At 53.6% G+C, this 15,191-nt stretch carries 15 protein-coding genes; 8 read left to right on the forward strand and 7 right to left on the reverse strand.

Going from position 1 to position 15,191, the window contains the following annotated elements:
* The first annotated feature begins 1 nt into the window (after position 1).
* The 7 genes from acpT to nikR all read left to right on the forward strand — a co-directional run bounded on the left by acpT (position 2) and on the right by nikR (position 6,021).
* Positions 2-589 carry a 4'-phosphopantetheinyl transferase AcpT gene (gene acpT, locus FEK43_RS17500; RefSeq protein ID WP_130209127.1) on the forward strand — a complete coding sequence of 196 codons (588 nt, stop codon included), beginning with the start codon at positions 2-4 and terminating at the stop codon, positions 587-589.
* A 110-nt stretch (positions 590-699) separates the two neighbouring features.
* A complete protein-coding gene (gene nikA, locus FEK43_RS17505; RefSeq protein ID WP_130209129.1) occupies positions 700-2,274 on the forward strand; it encodes a nickel ABC transporter substrate-binding protein in 1,575 nt (524 codons plus the stop codon).
* The gene (gene nikB, locus FEK43_RS17510) at positions 2,274-3,218 is read left to right on the forward strand and encodes a nickel ABC transporter permease subunit NikB (RefSeq protein WP_130209131.1); all 945 of its coding nucleotides are present in this window, start codon (positions 2,274-2,276) and stop codon (positions 3,216-3,218) included. The genes nikA and nikB overlap by 1 nt, the downstream gene beginning before the upstream one ends.
* Entirely contained in the window at positions 3,215-4,048 is an 834-nt protein-coding gene (nikC, locus tag FEK43_RS17515; RefSeq protein ID WP_001008963.1) for a nickel ABC transporter permease subunit NikC, read from the forward strand. The genes nikB and nikC overlap by 4 nt, the downstream gene beginning before the upstream one ends.
* Positions 4,048-4,812 (forward strand): nickel import ATP-binding protein NikD, encoded by a 765-nt coding sequence (gene nikD, locus FEK43_RS17520; RefSeq protein WP_135408184.1) that lies wholly within the window; start codon positions 4,048-4,050, stop codon positions 4,810-4,812. Before nikC ends, nikD begins: the two co-directional genes overlap by 1 nt.
* Positions 4,809-5,615 (forward strand): nickel import ATP-binding protein NikE, encoded by an 807-nt coding sequence (nikE, locus tag FEK43_RS17525; protein ID WP_135408186.1) that lies wholly within the window; start codon positions 4,809-4,811, stop codon positions 5,613-5,615. The genes nikD and nikE overlap by 4 nt, the downstream gene beginning before the upstream one ends.
* Positions 5,616-5,619: 4 nt before the next feature.
* Positions 5,620-6,021: a nickel-responsive transcriptional regulator NikR gene (gene nikR / locus FEK43_RS17530; RefSeq protein WP_001190062.1), complete on the forward strand. Its 402-nt coding sequence runs from the start codon at positions 5,620-5,622 to the stop codon at positions 6,019-6,021.
* A 119-nt stretch (positions 6,022-6,140) separates the two neighbouring features.
* Here nikR and FEK43_RS17535 read toward each other — a convergent pair whose 3' ends face one another.
* The 6 genes from FEK43_RS17535 to FEK43_RS23180 form a co-directional block, all read right to left on the reverse strand.
* Entirely contained in the window at positions 6,141-6,500 is a 360-nt protein-coding gene (locus FEK43_RS17535; RefSeq protein ID WP_000593555.1) for a type II toxin-antitoxin system HicB family antitoxin, read from the reverse strand.
* A complete protein-coding gene (locus tag FEK43_RS17540) occupies positions 6,497-6,772 on the reverse strand; it encodes a type II toxin-antitoxin system HicA family toxin (RefSeq protein ID WP_001260301.1) in 276 nt (91 codons plus the stop codon). Before FEK43_RS17540 ends, FEK43_RS17535 begins: the two co-directional genes overlap by 4 nt.
* Positions 6,773-6,844: 72 nt before the next feature.
* The gene (locus tag FEK43_RS17545) at positions 6,845-7,969 is read right to left on the reverse strand and encodes an ABC transporter permease (RefSeq protein WP_130209210.1); all 1,125 of its coding nucleotides are present in this window, start codon (positions 7,967-7,969) and stop codon (positions 6,845-6,847) included.
* A complete protein-coding gene (rbbA, locus tag FEK43_RS17550; RefSeq protein ID WP_135408189.1) occupies positions 7,969-10,704 on the reverse strand; it encodes a ribosome-associated ATPase/putative transporter RbbA in 2,736 nt (911 codons plus the stop codon). Before rbbA ends, FEK43_RS17545 begins: the two co-directional genes overlap by 1 nt.
* A complete protein-coding gene (locus FEK43_RS17555) occupies positions 10,701-11,768 on the reverse strand; it encodes an HlyD family secretion protein (protein ID WP_130209148.1) in 1,068 nt (355 codons plus the stop codon). The genes rbbA and FEK43_RS17555 overlap by 4 nt, the downstream gene beginning before the upstream one ends.
* Before the next feature lie 62 nt (positions 11,769-11,830).
* Complete coding sequence (locus tag FEK43_RS23180) at positions 11,831-11,944, reverse strand: hypothetical protein (RefSeq protein WP_214251098.1); 114 nt, start codon at positions 11,942-11,944, stop codon at positions 11,831-11,833.
* 677 nt (positions 11,945-12,621) lie between these two features.
* On the opposite strand from FEK43_RS23180, the gene FEK43_RS17560 reads away from it, so the two are divergent.
* Positions 12,622-13,674: a DUF2776 family protein gene (locus FEK43_RS17560; protein ID WP_130209150.1), complete on the forward strand. Its 1,053-nt coding sequence runs from the start codon at positions 12,622-12,624 to the stop codon at positions 13,672-13,674.
* A 99-nt stretch (positions 13,675-13,773) separates the two neighbouring features.
* On the opposite strand, the gene FEK43_RS17565 is transcribed toward FEK43_RS17560, so the two are convergent.
* Positions 13,774-14,967 (reverse strand): NAD(P)/FAD-dependent oxidoreductase, encoded by a 1,194-nt coding sequence (locus FEK43_RS17565; RefSeq protein WP_135408192.1) that lies wholly within the window; start codon positions 14,965-14,967, stop codon positions 13,774-13,776.
* Positions 14,968-15,191: the final 224 nt, after the last annotated feature.

A 15,191-nucleotide genomic window follows, 5' to 3' on the forward strand; every position in this document is an offset into this window, starting at 1 on the left:
TATGTATCGGATAGTTCTGGGGAAAGTTTCGACCTTAAGCGCAGCTCCACTGCCACCGGCTTTACACGATCAAGCACCGCAAGGTCCACGACGCGAACGCTGGCTGGCGGGGCGTGCATTGCTTTCGCACACGCTTTCCCCGCTACCGGAGATCATCTATGGCGAACAAGGCAAACCTGCATTCGCGCCGGAAACGCCGCTATGGTTCAACTTAAGCCATAGCGGTGACGATATCGCCCTGCTGTTGAGCGATGAAGGCGAAGTCGGCTGCGATATCGAAGTGATTCGCCCGCGCGCCAACTGGCGCTGGCTGGCGAACGCCGTGTTCAGCCTCGGGGAACATGCTGAGATGGACGCCGTGCATCCTGATCAGCAACTGGAAATGTTCTGGCGCATCTGGACGCGCAAAGAAGCCATCGTTAAACAGCGTGGTGGCAGCGCCTGGCAGATCGTCAGCGTAGACAGCACCTATCAGTCATCGCTGTCAGTCAGCCATTGCCAGCTCGACAATTTAAGTCTGGCAATCTGCACCCCTACCCCCTTTACGCTCACCGCCGACAGTGTGCAATGGATCGATTCTGTTAACTGATCCGCCCGTCCGACTGCCTATCTCTTGATCCAGAACAGGTAATCAGTATGACGAATACTTAAAATCGTCATACTTATTTCCGCCATCTATTTTAATCCATTGGGGTTACCATGCTCTCCACACTCCGCCGCACTCTATTTGCGCTGCTGGCTTGTGCGTCTTTTATCGTTCATGCCGCCGCGCCAGATGAAATCACCACCGCCTGGCCGGTGAATGTCGGGCCACTAAACCCACACCTTTACACGCCTAATCAGATGTTCGCCCAGAGCATGGTTTATGAACCATTGGTGAAATATCAGGCTGATGGTTCGGTGATCCCGTGGCTGGCAACAAGCTGGACCCATTCGGAAGATGGCAAAACCTGGACCTTCACTCTGCGTGATGGCGTGAAATTCTCTAACGGCGAACCGTTTGATGCAGAGGCGGCGGCAGAAAACTTCCGCGCAGTGCTCGATAACCGTCAACGTCACGCCTGGCTGGAGCTGGCAAACCAGATTGTTGATGTCAAAGCACTCAGTAAAAACGAGCTGCAAATCACCCTGAAAAGCGCCTACTATCCTTTCCTGCAAGAACTGGCCCTGCCACGCCCTTTCCGCTTTATCGCCCCCTCGCAGTTTAAAAACCATGAAACCATGAACGGGATTAAAGCGCCGATTGGCACCGGGCCGTGGGTTTTGCAGGAATCGAAACTGAATCAGTACGATGTCTTCGTCCGAAACGAAAACTACTGGGGCGAAAAGCCGGCGATTAAAAAGATCACGTTTAACGTGATCCCGGACCCGACTACCCGCGCGGTGGCGTTTGAAACTGGCGATATCGACCTGCTGTACGGAAACGAAGGGTTATTACCGCTCGATACCTTCGCCCGCTTTAGCCAGAATCCGGCTTACCACACCCAACTGTCACAGCCGATCGAAACCGTGATGCTGGCACTTAATACCGCCAAAGCCCCCACCAACGAGCTGGCAGTACGTGAAGCTCTCAATTACGCGGTAAACAAAAAATCGCTGATTGATAACGCGTTGTATGGCACCCAGCAGGTCGCAGACACTCTGTTTGCCCCTTCTGTACCCTACGCCAACCTCGGCCTGAAACCGCGCCAGTACGATCCGCAGAAAGCGAAAGAGTTGCTGGAAAAAGCAGGCTGGACGCTACCTGCGGGCAAAGACATCCGCGAGAAAAACGGTCAGCCGCTGCGCATTGAACTGTCGTTCATCGGTACCGATGCGTTAAGCAAATCAATGGCGGAAATCATTCAGGCTGATATGCGCCAGATTGGCGCAGATGTCTCGCTGATTGGCGAAGAAGAGAGCAGTATCTATGCTCGTCAGCGCGACGGTCGTTTTGGCATGATTTTCCACCGCACCTGGGGCGCGCCATACGATCCACACGCCTTCCTGAGTTCAATGCGCGTACCGTCGCACGCTGACTTCCAGGCACAGCAAGGATTAGCCGACAAACCGCTGATTGATAAAGAGATCGGCGAAGTGCTGGCGACCCATGACGAAACGCAACGTCAGGCGCTGTATCGCGACATTCTGACCCGTCTGCATGACGAGGCGGTTTATCTGCCTATCAGTTACATCTCAATGATGGTGGTATCAAAACCGGAGCTGGGTAACATCCCCTACGCGCCGATCGCCACCGAAATTCCGTTCGAACAGATTAAACCGGTGAAACCTTAATGTTGCGTTACGTATTACGCCGCTTTCTGCTGCTGATCCCGATGGTGCTCGCCGCCTCGGTGATCATTTTTCTGATGCTGCGCCTCGGCACCGGCGACCCGGCGCTCGATTATCTGCGTCTGTCTAACCTGCCGCCGACACCGGAGATGCTGGCCTCTACCCGCACCATGCTGGGGCTGGATCAGCCGCTGTACGTCCAGTACGGCACCTGGTTGTGGAAAGCACTGCATCTTGACTTTGGTATCTCATTCGCCAGCCAACGCCCGGTGCTGGACGATATGCTGAACTTCCTGCCCGCCACGCTGGAACTGGCGGGCGCGGCGCTGGTATTAATTCTGCTCACTTCCGTACCGCTCGGTATCTGGGCGGCGCGCCATCGCGACCGTTTACCGGATTTCGCCGTACGTTTCATCGCGTTTCTTGGCGTGTCGATGCCTAACTTCTGGCTGGCGTTTTTGCTAGTGATGTTCTTCTCGGTCTATCTGCAATGGCTACCCGCAATGGGCTACGGCGGCTGGCAGCACATCATTTTGCCTGCGGTTTCCATCGCCTTTATGTCGCTGGCGATTAACGCGCGGCTGCTGCGCGCCAGTATGCTGGACGTCGCCGGTCAGCGTCATGTGACCTGGGCGCGACTGCGCGGTTTGAACGACAAACAGACCGAACGCCGCCATATTCTGCGCAATGCGTCGCTGCCGATGATCACCGCCGTGGGGATGCACATCGGCGAGCTTATCGGCGGGACGATGATTATCGAAAACATCTTTGCCTGGCCGGGCGTCGGGCGCTATGCGGTGTCGGCGATTTTTAACCGTGACTATCCGGTTATTCAGTGCTTTACGCTGATGATGGTGGTGGTTTTTGTGGTCTGTAATTTGATTGTTGATTTGCTCAACGCCGCGCTGGACCCGCGCATTCGTCGTCATGAAGGAGCGCACGCGTGAACTTTTTCCTCTCTTCCCGCTGGTCGGTTCGCCTGGCGCTGATCATTATCGCCCTGCTGGCGCTGATTGCGCTCACCAGCCAGTGGTGGCTGCCGTATGACCCCCAGGCGATTGATTTGCCTTCGCGCCTGCTTTCACCGGATGCGCAGCACTGGCTGGGCACCGATCATTTAGGGCGCGATATTTTCTCGCGGCTGATGGCAGCGACCCGCGTGTCGCTCGGTTCGGTAATGGCCTGCCTGCTGCTGGTACTGACATTAGGGCTGGTTATTGGCGGCAGCGCCGGACTGATTGGCGGGCGCGTTGATCAGGCCACCATGCGCGTTGCCGATATGTTTATGACCTTCCCGACTTCGATTCTGTCGTTCTTTATGGTTGGAGTGCTCGGCACCGGGCTGACCAACGTAATTATCGCCATCGCCCTGTCGCACTGGGCGTGGTATGCACGCATGGTGCGCAGCCTGGTGATTTCACTGCGCCAGCGCGAGTTTGTGCTGGCGTCACGGCTTTCTGGAGCGGGCCATGTGCGGGTGTTTGTTGATCATCTGGCAGGTGCGGTGATCCCCTCGCTGCTGGTGCTGGCAACGCTGGATATCGGCCATATGATGCTGCACGTCGCGGGTATGTCCTTCCTCGGCCTCGGCGTGACCGCGCCGACCGCCGAATGGGGCGTGATGATTAACGACGCGCGCCAGTATATCTGGACCCAGCCGCTGCAAATGTTCTGGCCGGGGCTGGCGCTGTTTATCAGCGTGATGGCCTTTAACCTGGTGGGTGACGCACTGCGCGATCATCTGGACCCTCATCTGGTGACGGAGCACGCACACTAATGCCGCAACAGATTGAACTCCGTAATATCGCGCTACAGGCCGCGCAGCCGCTGGTGCACGGTGTATCGTTAACCCTGCAACGCGGGCGCGTGCTGGCGTTAGTCGGCGGCAGCGGCAGCGGAAAATCACTGACCTGCGCCGCAGCGCTGGGCATTCTGCCCGCTGGCGTTCGCCAGACGGCGGGGGAAATTTTAGCCGATGGCAAACCGGTTTCTCCCTGCGCCCTGCGCGGCATCAAAATTGCCACCATCATGCAGAACCCGCGCAGCGCCTTTAATCCGCTGCACACCATGCACACCCACGCGCGTGAAACCTGCCTGGCGCTGGGGAAACCCGCCGACGACGCCACGCTTACCGCGGCCATAGAAGCGGTGGGGCTGGAAAACGCCGCACGCGTGCTGAAGCTGTACCCGTTCGAGATGAGCGGCGGCATGTTGCAGCGCATGATGATTGCGATGGCGGTGCTGTGCGAGTCGCCATTTATCATCGCCGATGAACCGACCACCGACCTTGACGTGGTAGCGCAGGCGCGCATTCTCGATCTGCTGGAAAGCATTATGCAAAAACAGGCGCCGGGGATGCTGCTGGTCACTCATGATATGGGCGTAGTAGCGCGTCTGGCGGATGACGTAGCGGTAATGTCTGACGGTAAGATTGTCGAACAGGGCGATGTCGAAACGCTGTTTAACGCCCCTCAACATGCGGTGACGCGCAGCCTGGTTTCGGCTCACCTCGCCCTTTACGGTATGGAGCTGGCATCATGACTTTACTTAACGTCTGCGACCTTTCCCATCACTATGCGCACGGTGGATTTAGCGGTAAGCACCAGCATCAGGCGGTGCTGAATAACGTTTCCCTGACCCTGAAAAGCGGTGAAACCGTCGCCCTGCTGGGGCGTAGCGGCTGCGGGAAAAGCACTCTCGCGCGGCTGCTGGTAGGCTTAGAGTCTCCCTCACAAGGGAATATTAGCTGGCGCGGCGAACCGTTGACGAAACTTAATCGCGCCCAGCGAAAAGCCTTCCGTCGCGATATTCAGATGGTATTTCAGGACTCTATCAGCGCCGTTAACCCGCGCAAAACCGTGCGCGAGATCCTGCGTGAACCGATGCGCCACCTGCTATCGCTGAAAAAATCGGAGCAACTGGCGCGCGCCAGCGAAATGCTGAAGGCGGTCGACCTCGACGACAGCGTGCTCGACAAGCGCCCACCGCAGTTAAGCGGCGGCCAGCTCCAGCGCGTCTGCCTGGCGCGCGCGCTGGCGGTCGAACCGAAACTGCTGATTCTGGATGAAGCCGTTTCTAACCTTGATCTCGTGTTACAGGCGGGCGTCATTCGCCTGCTGAAAAAGCTACAACAACAGTTTGGCACCGCCTGCCTGTTCATCACCCACGACTTACGTCTTGTAGAACGCTTCTGTCAGCGGGTGATGGTGATGGACAACGGACAAATCGTCGAAACCCAGGTGGTGGGAGATAAATTAACCTTTTCCTCTGACGCCGGACGTGTGCTACAAAACGCGGTATTACCCGCATTCCCCGTGCGCCGTCGCGCCGCAGAAAAGGTTTAAGTCAATGCAACGAGTCACTATCACACTTGATGACGATTTACTGGAGACGCTGGACAGCCTGAGCCAGCGTCGTGGTTATAACAACCGTTCCGAAGCTATCCGCGATATTCTGCGCAGCGCCCTGGCGCAGGAAGCTACCCAGCAGCACGGCACACAAGGTTTCGCGGTGCTGTCGTATGTGTATGAACACGAAAAACGCGACTTAGCCAGCCGTATTGTCTCCACGCAGCATCACCACCATGATCTCTCGGTCGCCACGCTGCATGTGCACATTAATCACGACGACTGCCTTGAAATCGCCGTGCTGAAAGGTGACATGGGCGACGTGCAGCATTTTGCTGATGACGTTATCGCCCAACGCGGCGTACGGCACGGGCATTTGCAGTGCTTACCGAAGGAAGATTGAGTTATTTCTAAAACGAGGAAAGAAAAGATATTAACTGAACTTAATTTATATAATTAAGTTCAGTTGCATAGATAGACCCTGTAAAGGCAGATATTCTGCGTAATGTACGCCGCTAAAATTTATAAATGATTCAAACGCTCATTCAGCGTTTCAATAATATAAGTATTAACAGAGACTTGTTGCTGCGCAGCCGCATTATTAAGGCGTTCACTCAGCGATTCTGGATAGCGTAACGTAAAGGTTTTAATCTTTTCTGTACGCGCATACGGCTCAATACCCGCAGCTTTACAATCCTCAAGATACTCTCGCAGGGAAAGCTCCCCTTCTTTTTGCAGCCCCTGAATGCTGTCAGAGACAAAATCACAATAACCTGACAAGCCCAGGAATTTGCCACGAAATGCATTTAGTTCTGGCACGTAGGTAATAACAGCAGGTTGCCCGGCAATCTCCATAGAGTTTGGCGTCTTCAGTTTGATCATGGTTTTACCCCTATACTTAGTAACCAGTCACGCACGCTTTCTACAGCGCCTTTATCGGTATCTGGCGACGGATGAGGCCGATGGAAACACGCAACGCTCATATTTAGTATGAACTTACAACGCGAACCCCTTCCTTCCTTAATTTCTCCGCCTAATGCTTTAACCAGTGACTCTATATCAGACCACTTGATCCCTTGAGGAACAGGAGATTTAAATATTTGATCCAATGTGTTTTTTTGTTTCTTCCGTAAAGCCTGTACCTGGGTTCTCATGGCATGTCCTTATGACTTCACTTTATGACATCAATAGTATGACATCACAGTATGAAGTCAAGTTTCCCTTCCTTACGCCATTGTTCCAATCGTCTTCCTGAATCGCAGTAGCGCGATGGTGAAAAACGCGCCGCCAATTGCCATCAGCGTCAGGAACTGCGGCCAGACGATTTCGAATCCGGCACCACGGTAGAGAATGGCCTGTGCAAGGCTGACAAAGTGTGTCGTCGGCATGGTCAACATAATGTCCTGCACCATCTGCGGCATACTTTCGCGCGGCGTAGAGCCACCAGAAAGCATTTGCAGCGGCAGCAGCACCAGAATCACCAGCAGCCCCAGTTGCGGCATTGAACGCGCTATCGTCCCCATAAAAATGCCAATTGACGTAGTGGCAAACAGACTGAGCGCCACGCCCAGCATAAAGAGCGGGATCGAACCTTCAATCGGTACGCCCAGCACGCCTTTCACCATCAATACCAGCGATAATCCCGATACCGCCAGCACTACCAGCCCCATCGACCAGACCTTCGCCATCATGATCTCAAACGGCGTTATCGGCATCACCAGTAAGTGTTCCACCGTGCCGTGTTCGCGCTCGCGGATCAGCGCCGATCCGGTCAATACAATCGCCAGCATGGTAATGTTGTTGATGATCGCCATCACCCCGCCAAACCACGCAGGATCAAGGTTCGGGTTAAAGCGCATCCGGGTTTCCAGCGATACCAACGGTTCGCTGTTATCACGGTAGCGCGCGACGAAACTGTTCACTTCACCGTTGATAATATTCTGGATATAACCGTTGCCAGTGAATGCCTGGCTCATGCGCGTGGCATCAACGTTCACCTGAATATCCGGCTGGCGTCCGGCGAGGACATCACGCTGAAAATTAGGCGGGATATTTATCGCGAAGGTATAGCGTCCGGCGTCCAGTCCGGCATCCATCTCATCGGCGGTGATCATCTCCGGTGGCAAAAACCACGGGCGATAGAAGCTGTTAACGATCCGGTTCGATAACTGCGATTGATCCATATCGGCAATGGCGATCGGCGCCAGGTTCAATGATCCTGGCGTGACGGTCGCTGACGAATACACCGACACCGTAAACGAGAAGACAATCAGCGTCAGCATCGCTTTATCGCCGAGCAGGCTGCGCAACTCTTTGATACCCAGATTAAAAATATTGCGTAAATGGCGCATCATCCCTCCTGTTTTTTCAGCAGCAGGATGCTTAAGCCCATCACCAGCGGGATGGCTATCAGAAACGGGATAAAAAGTTGCCACAAATCAGTCAGATCAAGTGCCTTCGAGAACGTCCCGCGGGCGATAGTCAGAAAATGACTGGTCGGGTAAACCTCGCCGATCCAACGTCCAGGCCCTTCCAGCGAAGCTACCGGATCGATCATCCCGGAAAACTGTGTCGCCGGGATCAACGTGATAATCGCCGTACCGAAAATGGCGGCAATCTGGCTTTTCATAAAGGTGGAGATCAGCAGCCCCATTCCAGTGGCGATGATGATATACAGCAGCGCCGCCAGGGTGAGCGTCAGGAAACTGCCTTTATGCGGTACGCCAAACACAAACACCGACAGGCCGCAGAGCAGGAAAAAGTTCAGCATCCCCAGCGCGATGTACGGCAGCTGTTTGCCAAGCAAAAATTCGCTACGGGTGGTAGGAGTCACGTAAAGGTTGATAATCGACCCAAGCTCTTTTTCCCGCACCACGCTAAGGGCGCTTAGCATTGATGGAATCATCATCAGCAGAAGCGGGATCACCGCCGGAACAATCGCTGGCAGGCTTTTTACGTCCGGGTTATAGCGATAGCGCGTCTCAATGTTCATCAGCCCGCTTTGGCTGGCAGGCGTGGGTTGTCGACTCGCCACATCCTGTAGCCAGCTCTGGTGCATGGCCTGCACGTAACCTTTTACCGTTTCGGCACGGCTCGGCATCGCACCGTCGATCCAGACACCGAGTTCCACAGGCGTACCACGCGCGATATCGCGCCCGAAATTGGGTGGGATCTCAATCGCCACCGTGATATCGCCCGCACGCATCCGACGGTCAAGTTCGTCATAACTGGTGAGCGGCGGCTGTTCGATAAAGTAACGGGAACCGGAGAGATTGAGCGTCCACGCCTGGCTACTGACGGTCTGGTCGCGGTCAAGCACCGCAAAGCGCAGGTTTTCCACATCCATACTGATGCCGTACCCCATTATCAGCATCAGGATCACCGTTCCCATCAGCGCCAGCGTCGAACGTACCGGATCGCGTCGCAGTTCCAGAGCTTCGCGACGGCTGTAGCTAAACAGACGGCGCAGGCTAAATCCCTGACGCGGCGCGTGGGTAGTGTCATGTACCACAGGTGGCGCTTCGGCTTCGTTGCTCTGCCCTGCCGCCTCCTGCAAATAGGCGATAAATGCCTCTTCCAGACTGGCGGCTCCACGTTTTTCAACCAGTTCCTGCGGTGTACCGCTGGCAAGCACTTTTCCGGCGTGCATCAGTGAGATACGGTCGCAGCGTTCCGCTTCGTTCATAAAGTGGGTGGAGATGAAGATAGTCACTTTGTCCTGGCGCGAGAGATCGACCATCAACTGCCAGAACATATCCCTCGCCACCGGATCGACGCCAGAAGTGGGTTCATCGAGGATTAACATTTCCGGGCGATGAATCACCGCCACCGCCAGCGAAAGCCGCTGGCGAATGCCGAGCGGCAATGACTCCGGCAGAACATCTTCAACGTCGTTGAGCTTAAAACGCTCGCTCATTTCAGCCACTCGAGCGGGAATTTCTGCTTCCGGGATGTGAAACAAACGGGCATGTAACTCAAGGTTTTGCCGCACGGTGAGTTCGTTATAGAGCGAAAACGCCTGCGACATATAGCCCACCCGACGGCGAGTATCGATATCTTTTGGATCAACCGGTTGCCCGAACAGCCACGCCTCGCCTTCGCTGGCGGGCAGCAGTCCGGTAAGCATTTTCATGGTGGTGGATTTACCGCAGCCATTCGAACCAAGGAAACCAAAAATCTCCCCGCGTGGAATGCGGAAATTGACGTGATCAACGGCAACGAAGGAACCAAAACGCATGGTCAGATCGCGCGCTTCGATGGCAATCTCTGCGTTTTCAGCTTGATACGGTGGGATCACTACCGCCTGATGCGCCTGGCGTTGCGCTTCTGGTAACAAAGCGATAAACGCTTCTTCCAGCGTGGCGCTTTGCGTTTGCTGCCGCAGCTCTTCGGCGCTGCCAGTTGCCAGCACTTCTCCGGCATTCATCGCTACCAGCCAGTCGAAGCGTTCGGCCTCTTCCATGTAGGCGGTGGCGACCAGCACGCTCATGTTGCTTTGTCGCTGGCGAATACTGTCGATCAGATCCCAGAACTGGGCGCGAGAGAGCGGGTCAACCCCCGTTGTTGGCTCATCAAGAATCAACAGTTCCGGGTCGTGGATTAACGCACAGCACAGCCCAAGTTTTTGCTTCATCCCGCCGGAGAGTTTCCCTGCCGGACGATCGCGAAATGGTGCTAACCCGGTGCTGGTCAGCAGCTCGTTAATTCGCACTTCCCGCTCCGCTTTGTCGTGACCGAACAGGCGGGCGAAAAAATCGACGTTTTCATACACCGACAAGGTGTGGTAGAGGTTTTTGCCCAGCCCTTGCGGCATCCAGGCGATGCGCGGGCAAACGTCGCGGCGATGCTTCGGGTCGCGCATATCGCCGCCCAGCACCATCACGTTGCCCTGCTCAATGACACGAGCACCGGAAATCAATGACAATAAACTCGACTTACCGACGCCGTCCGGGCCAATCAGCCCGACCATGCAGCGGGCCGGAATCTCGAGAGTGATATTGTTCAGCGCAACGGTTTTTCCATAATGCTGGCTCACGCCCACCAGTTGCGCGACAGGCGGGACGGGAACCAGTTCCAGATGCGTCATTGCGGCAACCTCACCACCAGGTCTTCAGGCCACGGAAGTTCTTCATTCACCCGCACCCACGCCACGCCCGGCAAGCCCGTTTTGACATATTCCAGATGCTGCTGGAGTAATTCCGGTGGGATACGCGCTTTGACGCGAAACATCAGTTTCAGCCGTTCATCGCTGGTTTCGACGGTTTTTGGCGTGAACTGGGCGACGCTGGCGACAAAGCTGATGGTCGCAGGAATACGCAGATCTGGCGCGGCATCGAGGATCAGCCGTGCTTCACCGCCAAGTTTCAGCGTGCCCGCCTGTTCGGTTGGCAGGAAGAAGGTCATGTAGACGTCGCTCAAATCGACCATATTCAGCACCCGACCACCTGCCGCCAGCACCTCGCCTGGCTCGGCAACCCGATACTGCACGCGTCCGTCACGCGGGGCTTTCAGTTCGCTGTCATCGATATCTGCGGCAATGCGCCGCTCAGTGGCTTGTGCCGCTTCGACGCGCGTTTGCGCCTGAATGATATTGGTGCGTGCCGCCTCTATAGCGGCTTTAGAAGCTGAAACCTGGGCTTTTGCCGATTCCAGCGCAGCACGGGCGCCTTCGGCAGCGGCGCGGTCGTCATCCAGCTGTTGCGCAGAAATAGCCCCACGATGGGCGAGCGAGCGGGAACGGGTATGACGTTTGGCTACGGAGTCCAGTTCAGCCTGGCGTTGATTAACCAGCGACTGTGCGGCACGAGTTTCACTTTGCCGCTGTTCCAGCAAAGCCTGCGCGGCGGCAACGGCACTTTGCGCCTCTTTGATTTGCGCGATGGCTTCCAGTCGCTGTTCCTGCAACACACGAGTATCCATCTTCGCCAGCACTTCGCCTTTGCGAACAAACTGGCCTTCTTTCACCAGAATGGTGTCGATACGCCCGGCAATTTTGCTGGCGATATCCACTTCCGTCGCTTCAATGCGCCCATTGCTGACGGCAAAGCCTTCCGGCACACCTGCCGGACGCAACAGCCACCACGCCACGATAGCAGCTACCGCCAGTAACCCGACAACCCACCACGCCAGATGGCGCTTAATATTATCCATAATCGACCCGCCATAATCCCTGTAAGCAATCGACGCGTGTTACAACTGCCACCGAACGACGTTCAGCGAATTATTCCATCCGGGATAAGAAGGAAACGGCAAAGGCGGCCAGGGCGCAGCAAACTGAGCGCCAACGGGGAAGGTCTGGTGAAAACGGGTAGTAATGTTGTCATCATCAGCATTCCTGGCCGTAAATGAAACACGCATACTCATAAGTGAAATCAATTAAATACTAACAGTTATATTCATGTTGTCTATTTGATTACCATCAGCTTGTGATACATCGCGATGTTCTTCTGTCCGATAGCGTTTTTAACCAAAAATCTTCTGCACAGGTTCTCAGGTACTACTGCGTAGGTTTCCGTAACAGAAAACCCGATGACTATCACATAGCGTTATTATCGCCGAGGTGCAAATATTTACCGAAAGCGAAATAATTTTTTAAAAAGATGATAAAAGCTTATGTATTAAATAAAGCAGTCTCGAACAAGGTCGTTTAAAGCAACAAAATAAAAATATACTCGTCATACTTCAAGTTGCATGTGCTGCGTCTGCGTTCGCTCACCCCAGTCACTTACTCATGTAAGCTCCTGGGGATTCACTCGCTTGTCGCCTTCCTGCAACTCGAATTATTTAGAGTATAAGATAAAGATATTAACTCGGAATTTACCTTAGGATAAATATTTATTTATCAGCATTAACTCACATCTAAAACTTAACACTCCGGGCAATAAATCCGGCTATAGTAAAGTTACTTGTTACATTTGGTGGTATCTCATTGTTATATTTAACTGACTAAAAATACTACTGATACGCTTTCTTATATTAGCAGAAAGTACACATGGAGTTTAAAATGAATATATATATCGGATGGCTATTTAAATTAATCCCTTTAATTATGGGGATAATATGTATTGCATTGGGTGATTTTGTATTAGCAGGTTCCGGGCAAAGTGAGTATTTTGTGGCGGGGCATGTACTTATTTCGCTTTCTGCAATATGTCTGGCGTTATTCACTACTGCATTTATTATTATTTCGCAGTTAACGCATGGTGTGAATAAGCTCTACAGCACACTTTTTCCTGTTATTGGTTACGCTGGGTCTGTCGCAACTATGATTTGGGGATGGTTGCTGCTGGCAAGTGATAATGTCATGGCCGATGAATTTGTTGCCGGGCATGTTATTTTCGGTGTTGGGATGATTGCTGCCTGCGTATCAACCGTGGCGGCGTCTTCCGGGCATTTTCTGCTAATTCCCAAAAACGCCTCGGGCAGTAAGAGTGATGGTACGCCGTTGCAGGCTTATTCTTCAACAATCGGTAATGGCTTAATTGCCGTTCCCGTTCTGCTTACTCTCTTTGGTTTCATTTGGTCAGTCGCGCTGTTACGTAGTGCAAATATCACACCACATTATGTTGCTGGTCACGTACTGTTGGGGTTAACGGCAATTTGCGCTTGTCTTATTGGTCTTGTCGCCACTATTGTCCATCAAACGCGGAATACGTTCTCAATGAAAGAGCATTGGCTGTGGTGCTATTGGGTTATTTTACTTGGCTCACTGACGGTTATTCAGGGGATCTACGTTTTAGTCAGTTCTGATGAAAGTGCCAGACTGGCACCCGGCATTATTCTTATTTGTCTGGGAATGATTTGCTACAGTATTTTCTCCAAAGTGTGGTTGTTGGCGCTGGTATGGCGACGCACCTGTTCGTTAGCCAACAGAATACCCATGATTCCGGTATTTACCTGCCTGTTTTGCCTGTTCCTCGCAGCGTTCCTTGCTGAAATTGCGCAAACCGATATGGCTTATTTTATTCCTTCGCGAGTTTTGGTTGGCTTAGGTGCAGTGTGTTTTACACTGTTTTCCATCGTTTCTATATTAGAAGCGGGGTCTGCGAAAAAATAATAGAAAAGGCTTCAGATAAGGCGTCGAGCGTCTTATCTGGACTTTGTTCAGGTAATCCCCCCTGGTTACACCGCGAAAACGAGGGGGGCATTTTGCCTCTTATTCTGCCGCCAAATCCTGCGCACAAGCCCACGCACTGGACCACGCCCACTGGAAGTTATAGCCCCCTAGCCAGCCGGTAACGTCCATCACTTCGCCGATAAAGTACAAGCCCGGAACTTTACGTGCTTCCATCGTTCGTGAAGAGAGTTCATTGGTGTCCACGCCGCCGAGCGTCACTTCGGCGGTGCGATAGCCTTCAGTGCCGTTAGGTTGTACGCGCCAGTCGGTCAATGTGGCAATGAGCGCCTGTTGGTCACGCACGTTGAGCTGTTTTAACGAGACGTCCGGGATTTGCCCGAGTTGTTGTAACCGTTCAACCAACCGTTTCGGCAAATGAACCGCCAGCGTGTTTTTCAGGCTCTGATTCGGATGCGCGTTACGCTGTTCATTAAGAAAAGTGTCCAGGTCGACATCCGGTAGCAGATTGATGCTGACAAATTCACCCGGTTGCCAGTAGCTGGATATCTGCAATACCGCAGGGCCAGACAAACCGCGGTGGGTGAAGAGTAAGTTCTCACGGAACACGGTGCCGTTTTCAGCGGTGATCACCGACGGTACCGCCACGCCCGCCAGCACCTGTAACTCGTCCAGCAACGGTTTATGCAGGGTGAATGGCACCAGGCCTGCGCGCGTCGGCAACACGTTGAGGCCAAATTGTTCGGCAATCTTATAACCAAACGGCGACGCGCCCAGACCCGGCATCGAGAGGCCTCCGGTCGCAATGACCAGTTTATCGCAGCCTACGGTCATGCCGTTCAGTTCAAGCGTGAATCCTGCGTCATCCTTCGTCACGCTCAACACTTCGCTACGTAATCTGAAGGTCACATTGCCCTTCTCGCACTCATCCACCAGCATGTCGACAATCTGCTGAGCGGAGTCATCACAGAAGAGTTGCCCTAACGTTTTCTCGTGCCAGGCGATGCCGTGTTTATTGACCAGATCAATGAAATCCCACTGGGTAAAACGCGCGAGCGCAGACTTACAAAAATGCGGATTCTGGCTCAGATAGGCACCTGGTTCGACATAAAGGTTGGTGAAGTTACAGCGCCCACCACCAGACATGAGGATTTTGCGCCCCGGTTTTTTGCCATTATCGATCAGCAAAACTCTGCGCCCTGCCTGACCTGCCAGCGCAGAACAGAACATACCCGCCGCGCCAGCGCCTATAATAATGGCATCAAACTTTTCCACGTTGCGTTCCTCTTAGAAAAAACGGGCGTGAATTGTAAAGATTCCTCAGTGGTCGCACCAGCATCAATATTACTTAGGGGAAGTATTTGTCTGAATTATATAAGATAATTATTTTTTGAGCGAAATTCATACAGGAGGCAAATCAAAAAAATCTATATTTCACTTTGCCCGCGCCGCGAAAGTCACTGATAATGCGCCGCGTTCATGTCCTCAAAATGGCGTAA

Source organism: Escherichia sp. E2562 (genome assembly GCF_005781075.1).
Lineage (GTDB): Bacteria > Pseudomonadota > Gammaproteobacteria > Enterobacterales > Enterobacteriaceae > Escherichia.

Excerpts from the sequence above, each read along its gene's own strand:
- acpT (WP_130209127.1), top strand. The coding sequence starts at position 2 with ATGTATCGGATAGTTCTGGGGAAAGTTTCGACCTTAAGCGCAGCTCCA.
- nikA (WP_130209129.1), top strand. The coding sequence starts at position 700 with ATGCTCTCCACACTCCGCCGCACTCTATTTGCGCTGCTGGCTTGTGCG.
- nikB (WP_130209131.1), top strand. The coding sequence starts at position 2,274 with ATGTTGCGTTACGTATTACGCCGCTTTCTGCTGCTGATCCCGATGGTG.
- nikD (WP_135408184.1), top strand. The coding sequence starts at position 4,048 with ATGCCGCAACAGATTGAACTCCGTAATATCGCGCTACAGGCCGCGCAG.
- nikE (WP_135408186.1), top strand. The coding sequence starts at position 4,809 with ATGACTTTACTTAACGTCTGCGACCTTTCCCATCACTATGCGCACGGT.
- nikR (WP_001190062.1), top strand. The coding sequence starts at position 5,620 with ATGCAACGAGTCACTATCACACTTGATGACGATTTACTGGAGACGCTG.
- FEK43_RS17535 (WP_000593555.1), bottom strand. The coding sequence starts at position 6,500 with ATGATCAAACTGAAGACGCCAAACTCTATGGAGATTGCCGGGCAACCT.
- FEK43_RS17540 (WP_001260301.1), bottom strand. The coding sequence starts at position 6,772 with ATGAGAACCCAGGTACAGGCTTTACGGAAGAAACAAAAAAACACATTG.
- FEK43_RS17545 (WP_130209210.1), bottom strand. The coding sequence starts at position 7,969 with ATGCGCCATTTACGCAATATTTTTAATCTGGGTATCAAAGAGTTGCGC.
- rbbA (WP_135408189.1), bottom strand. The coding sequence starts at position 10,704 with ATGACGCATCTGGAACTGGTTCCCGTCCCGCCTGTCGCGCAACTGGTG.
- FEK43_RS17555 (WP_130209148.1), bottom strand. The coding sequence starts at position 11,768 with ATGGATAATATTAAGCGCCATCTGGCGTGGTGGGTTGTCGGGTTACTG.
- FEK43_RS23180 (WP_214251098.1), bottom strand. The coding sequence starts at position 11,944 with ATGATGACAACATTACTACCCGTTTTCACCAGACCTTCCCCGTTGGCG.
- FEK43_RS17560 (WP_130209150.1), top strand. The coding sequence starts at position 12,622 with ATGAATATATATATCGGATGGCTATTTAAATTAATCCCTTTAATTATG.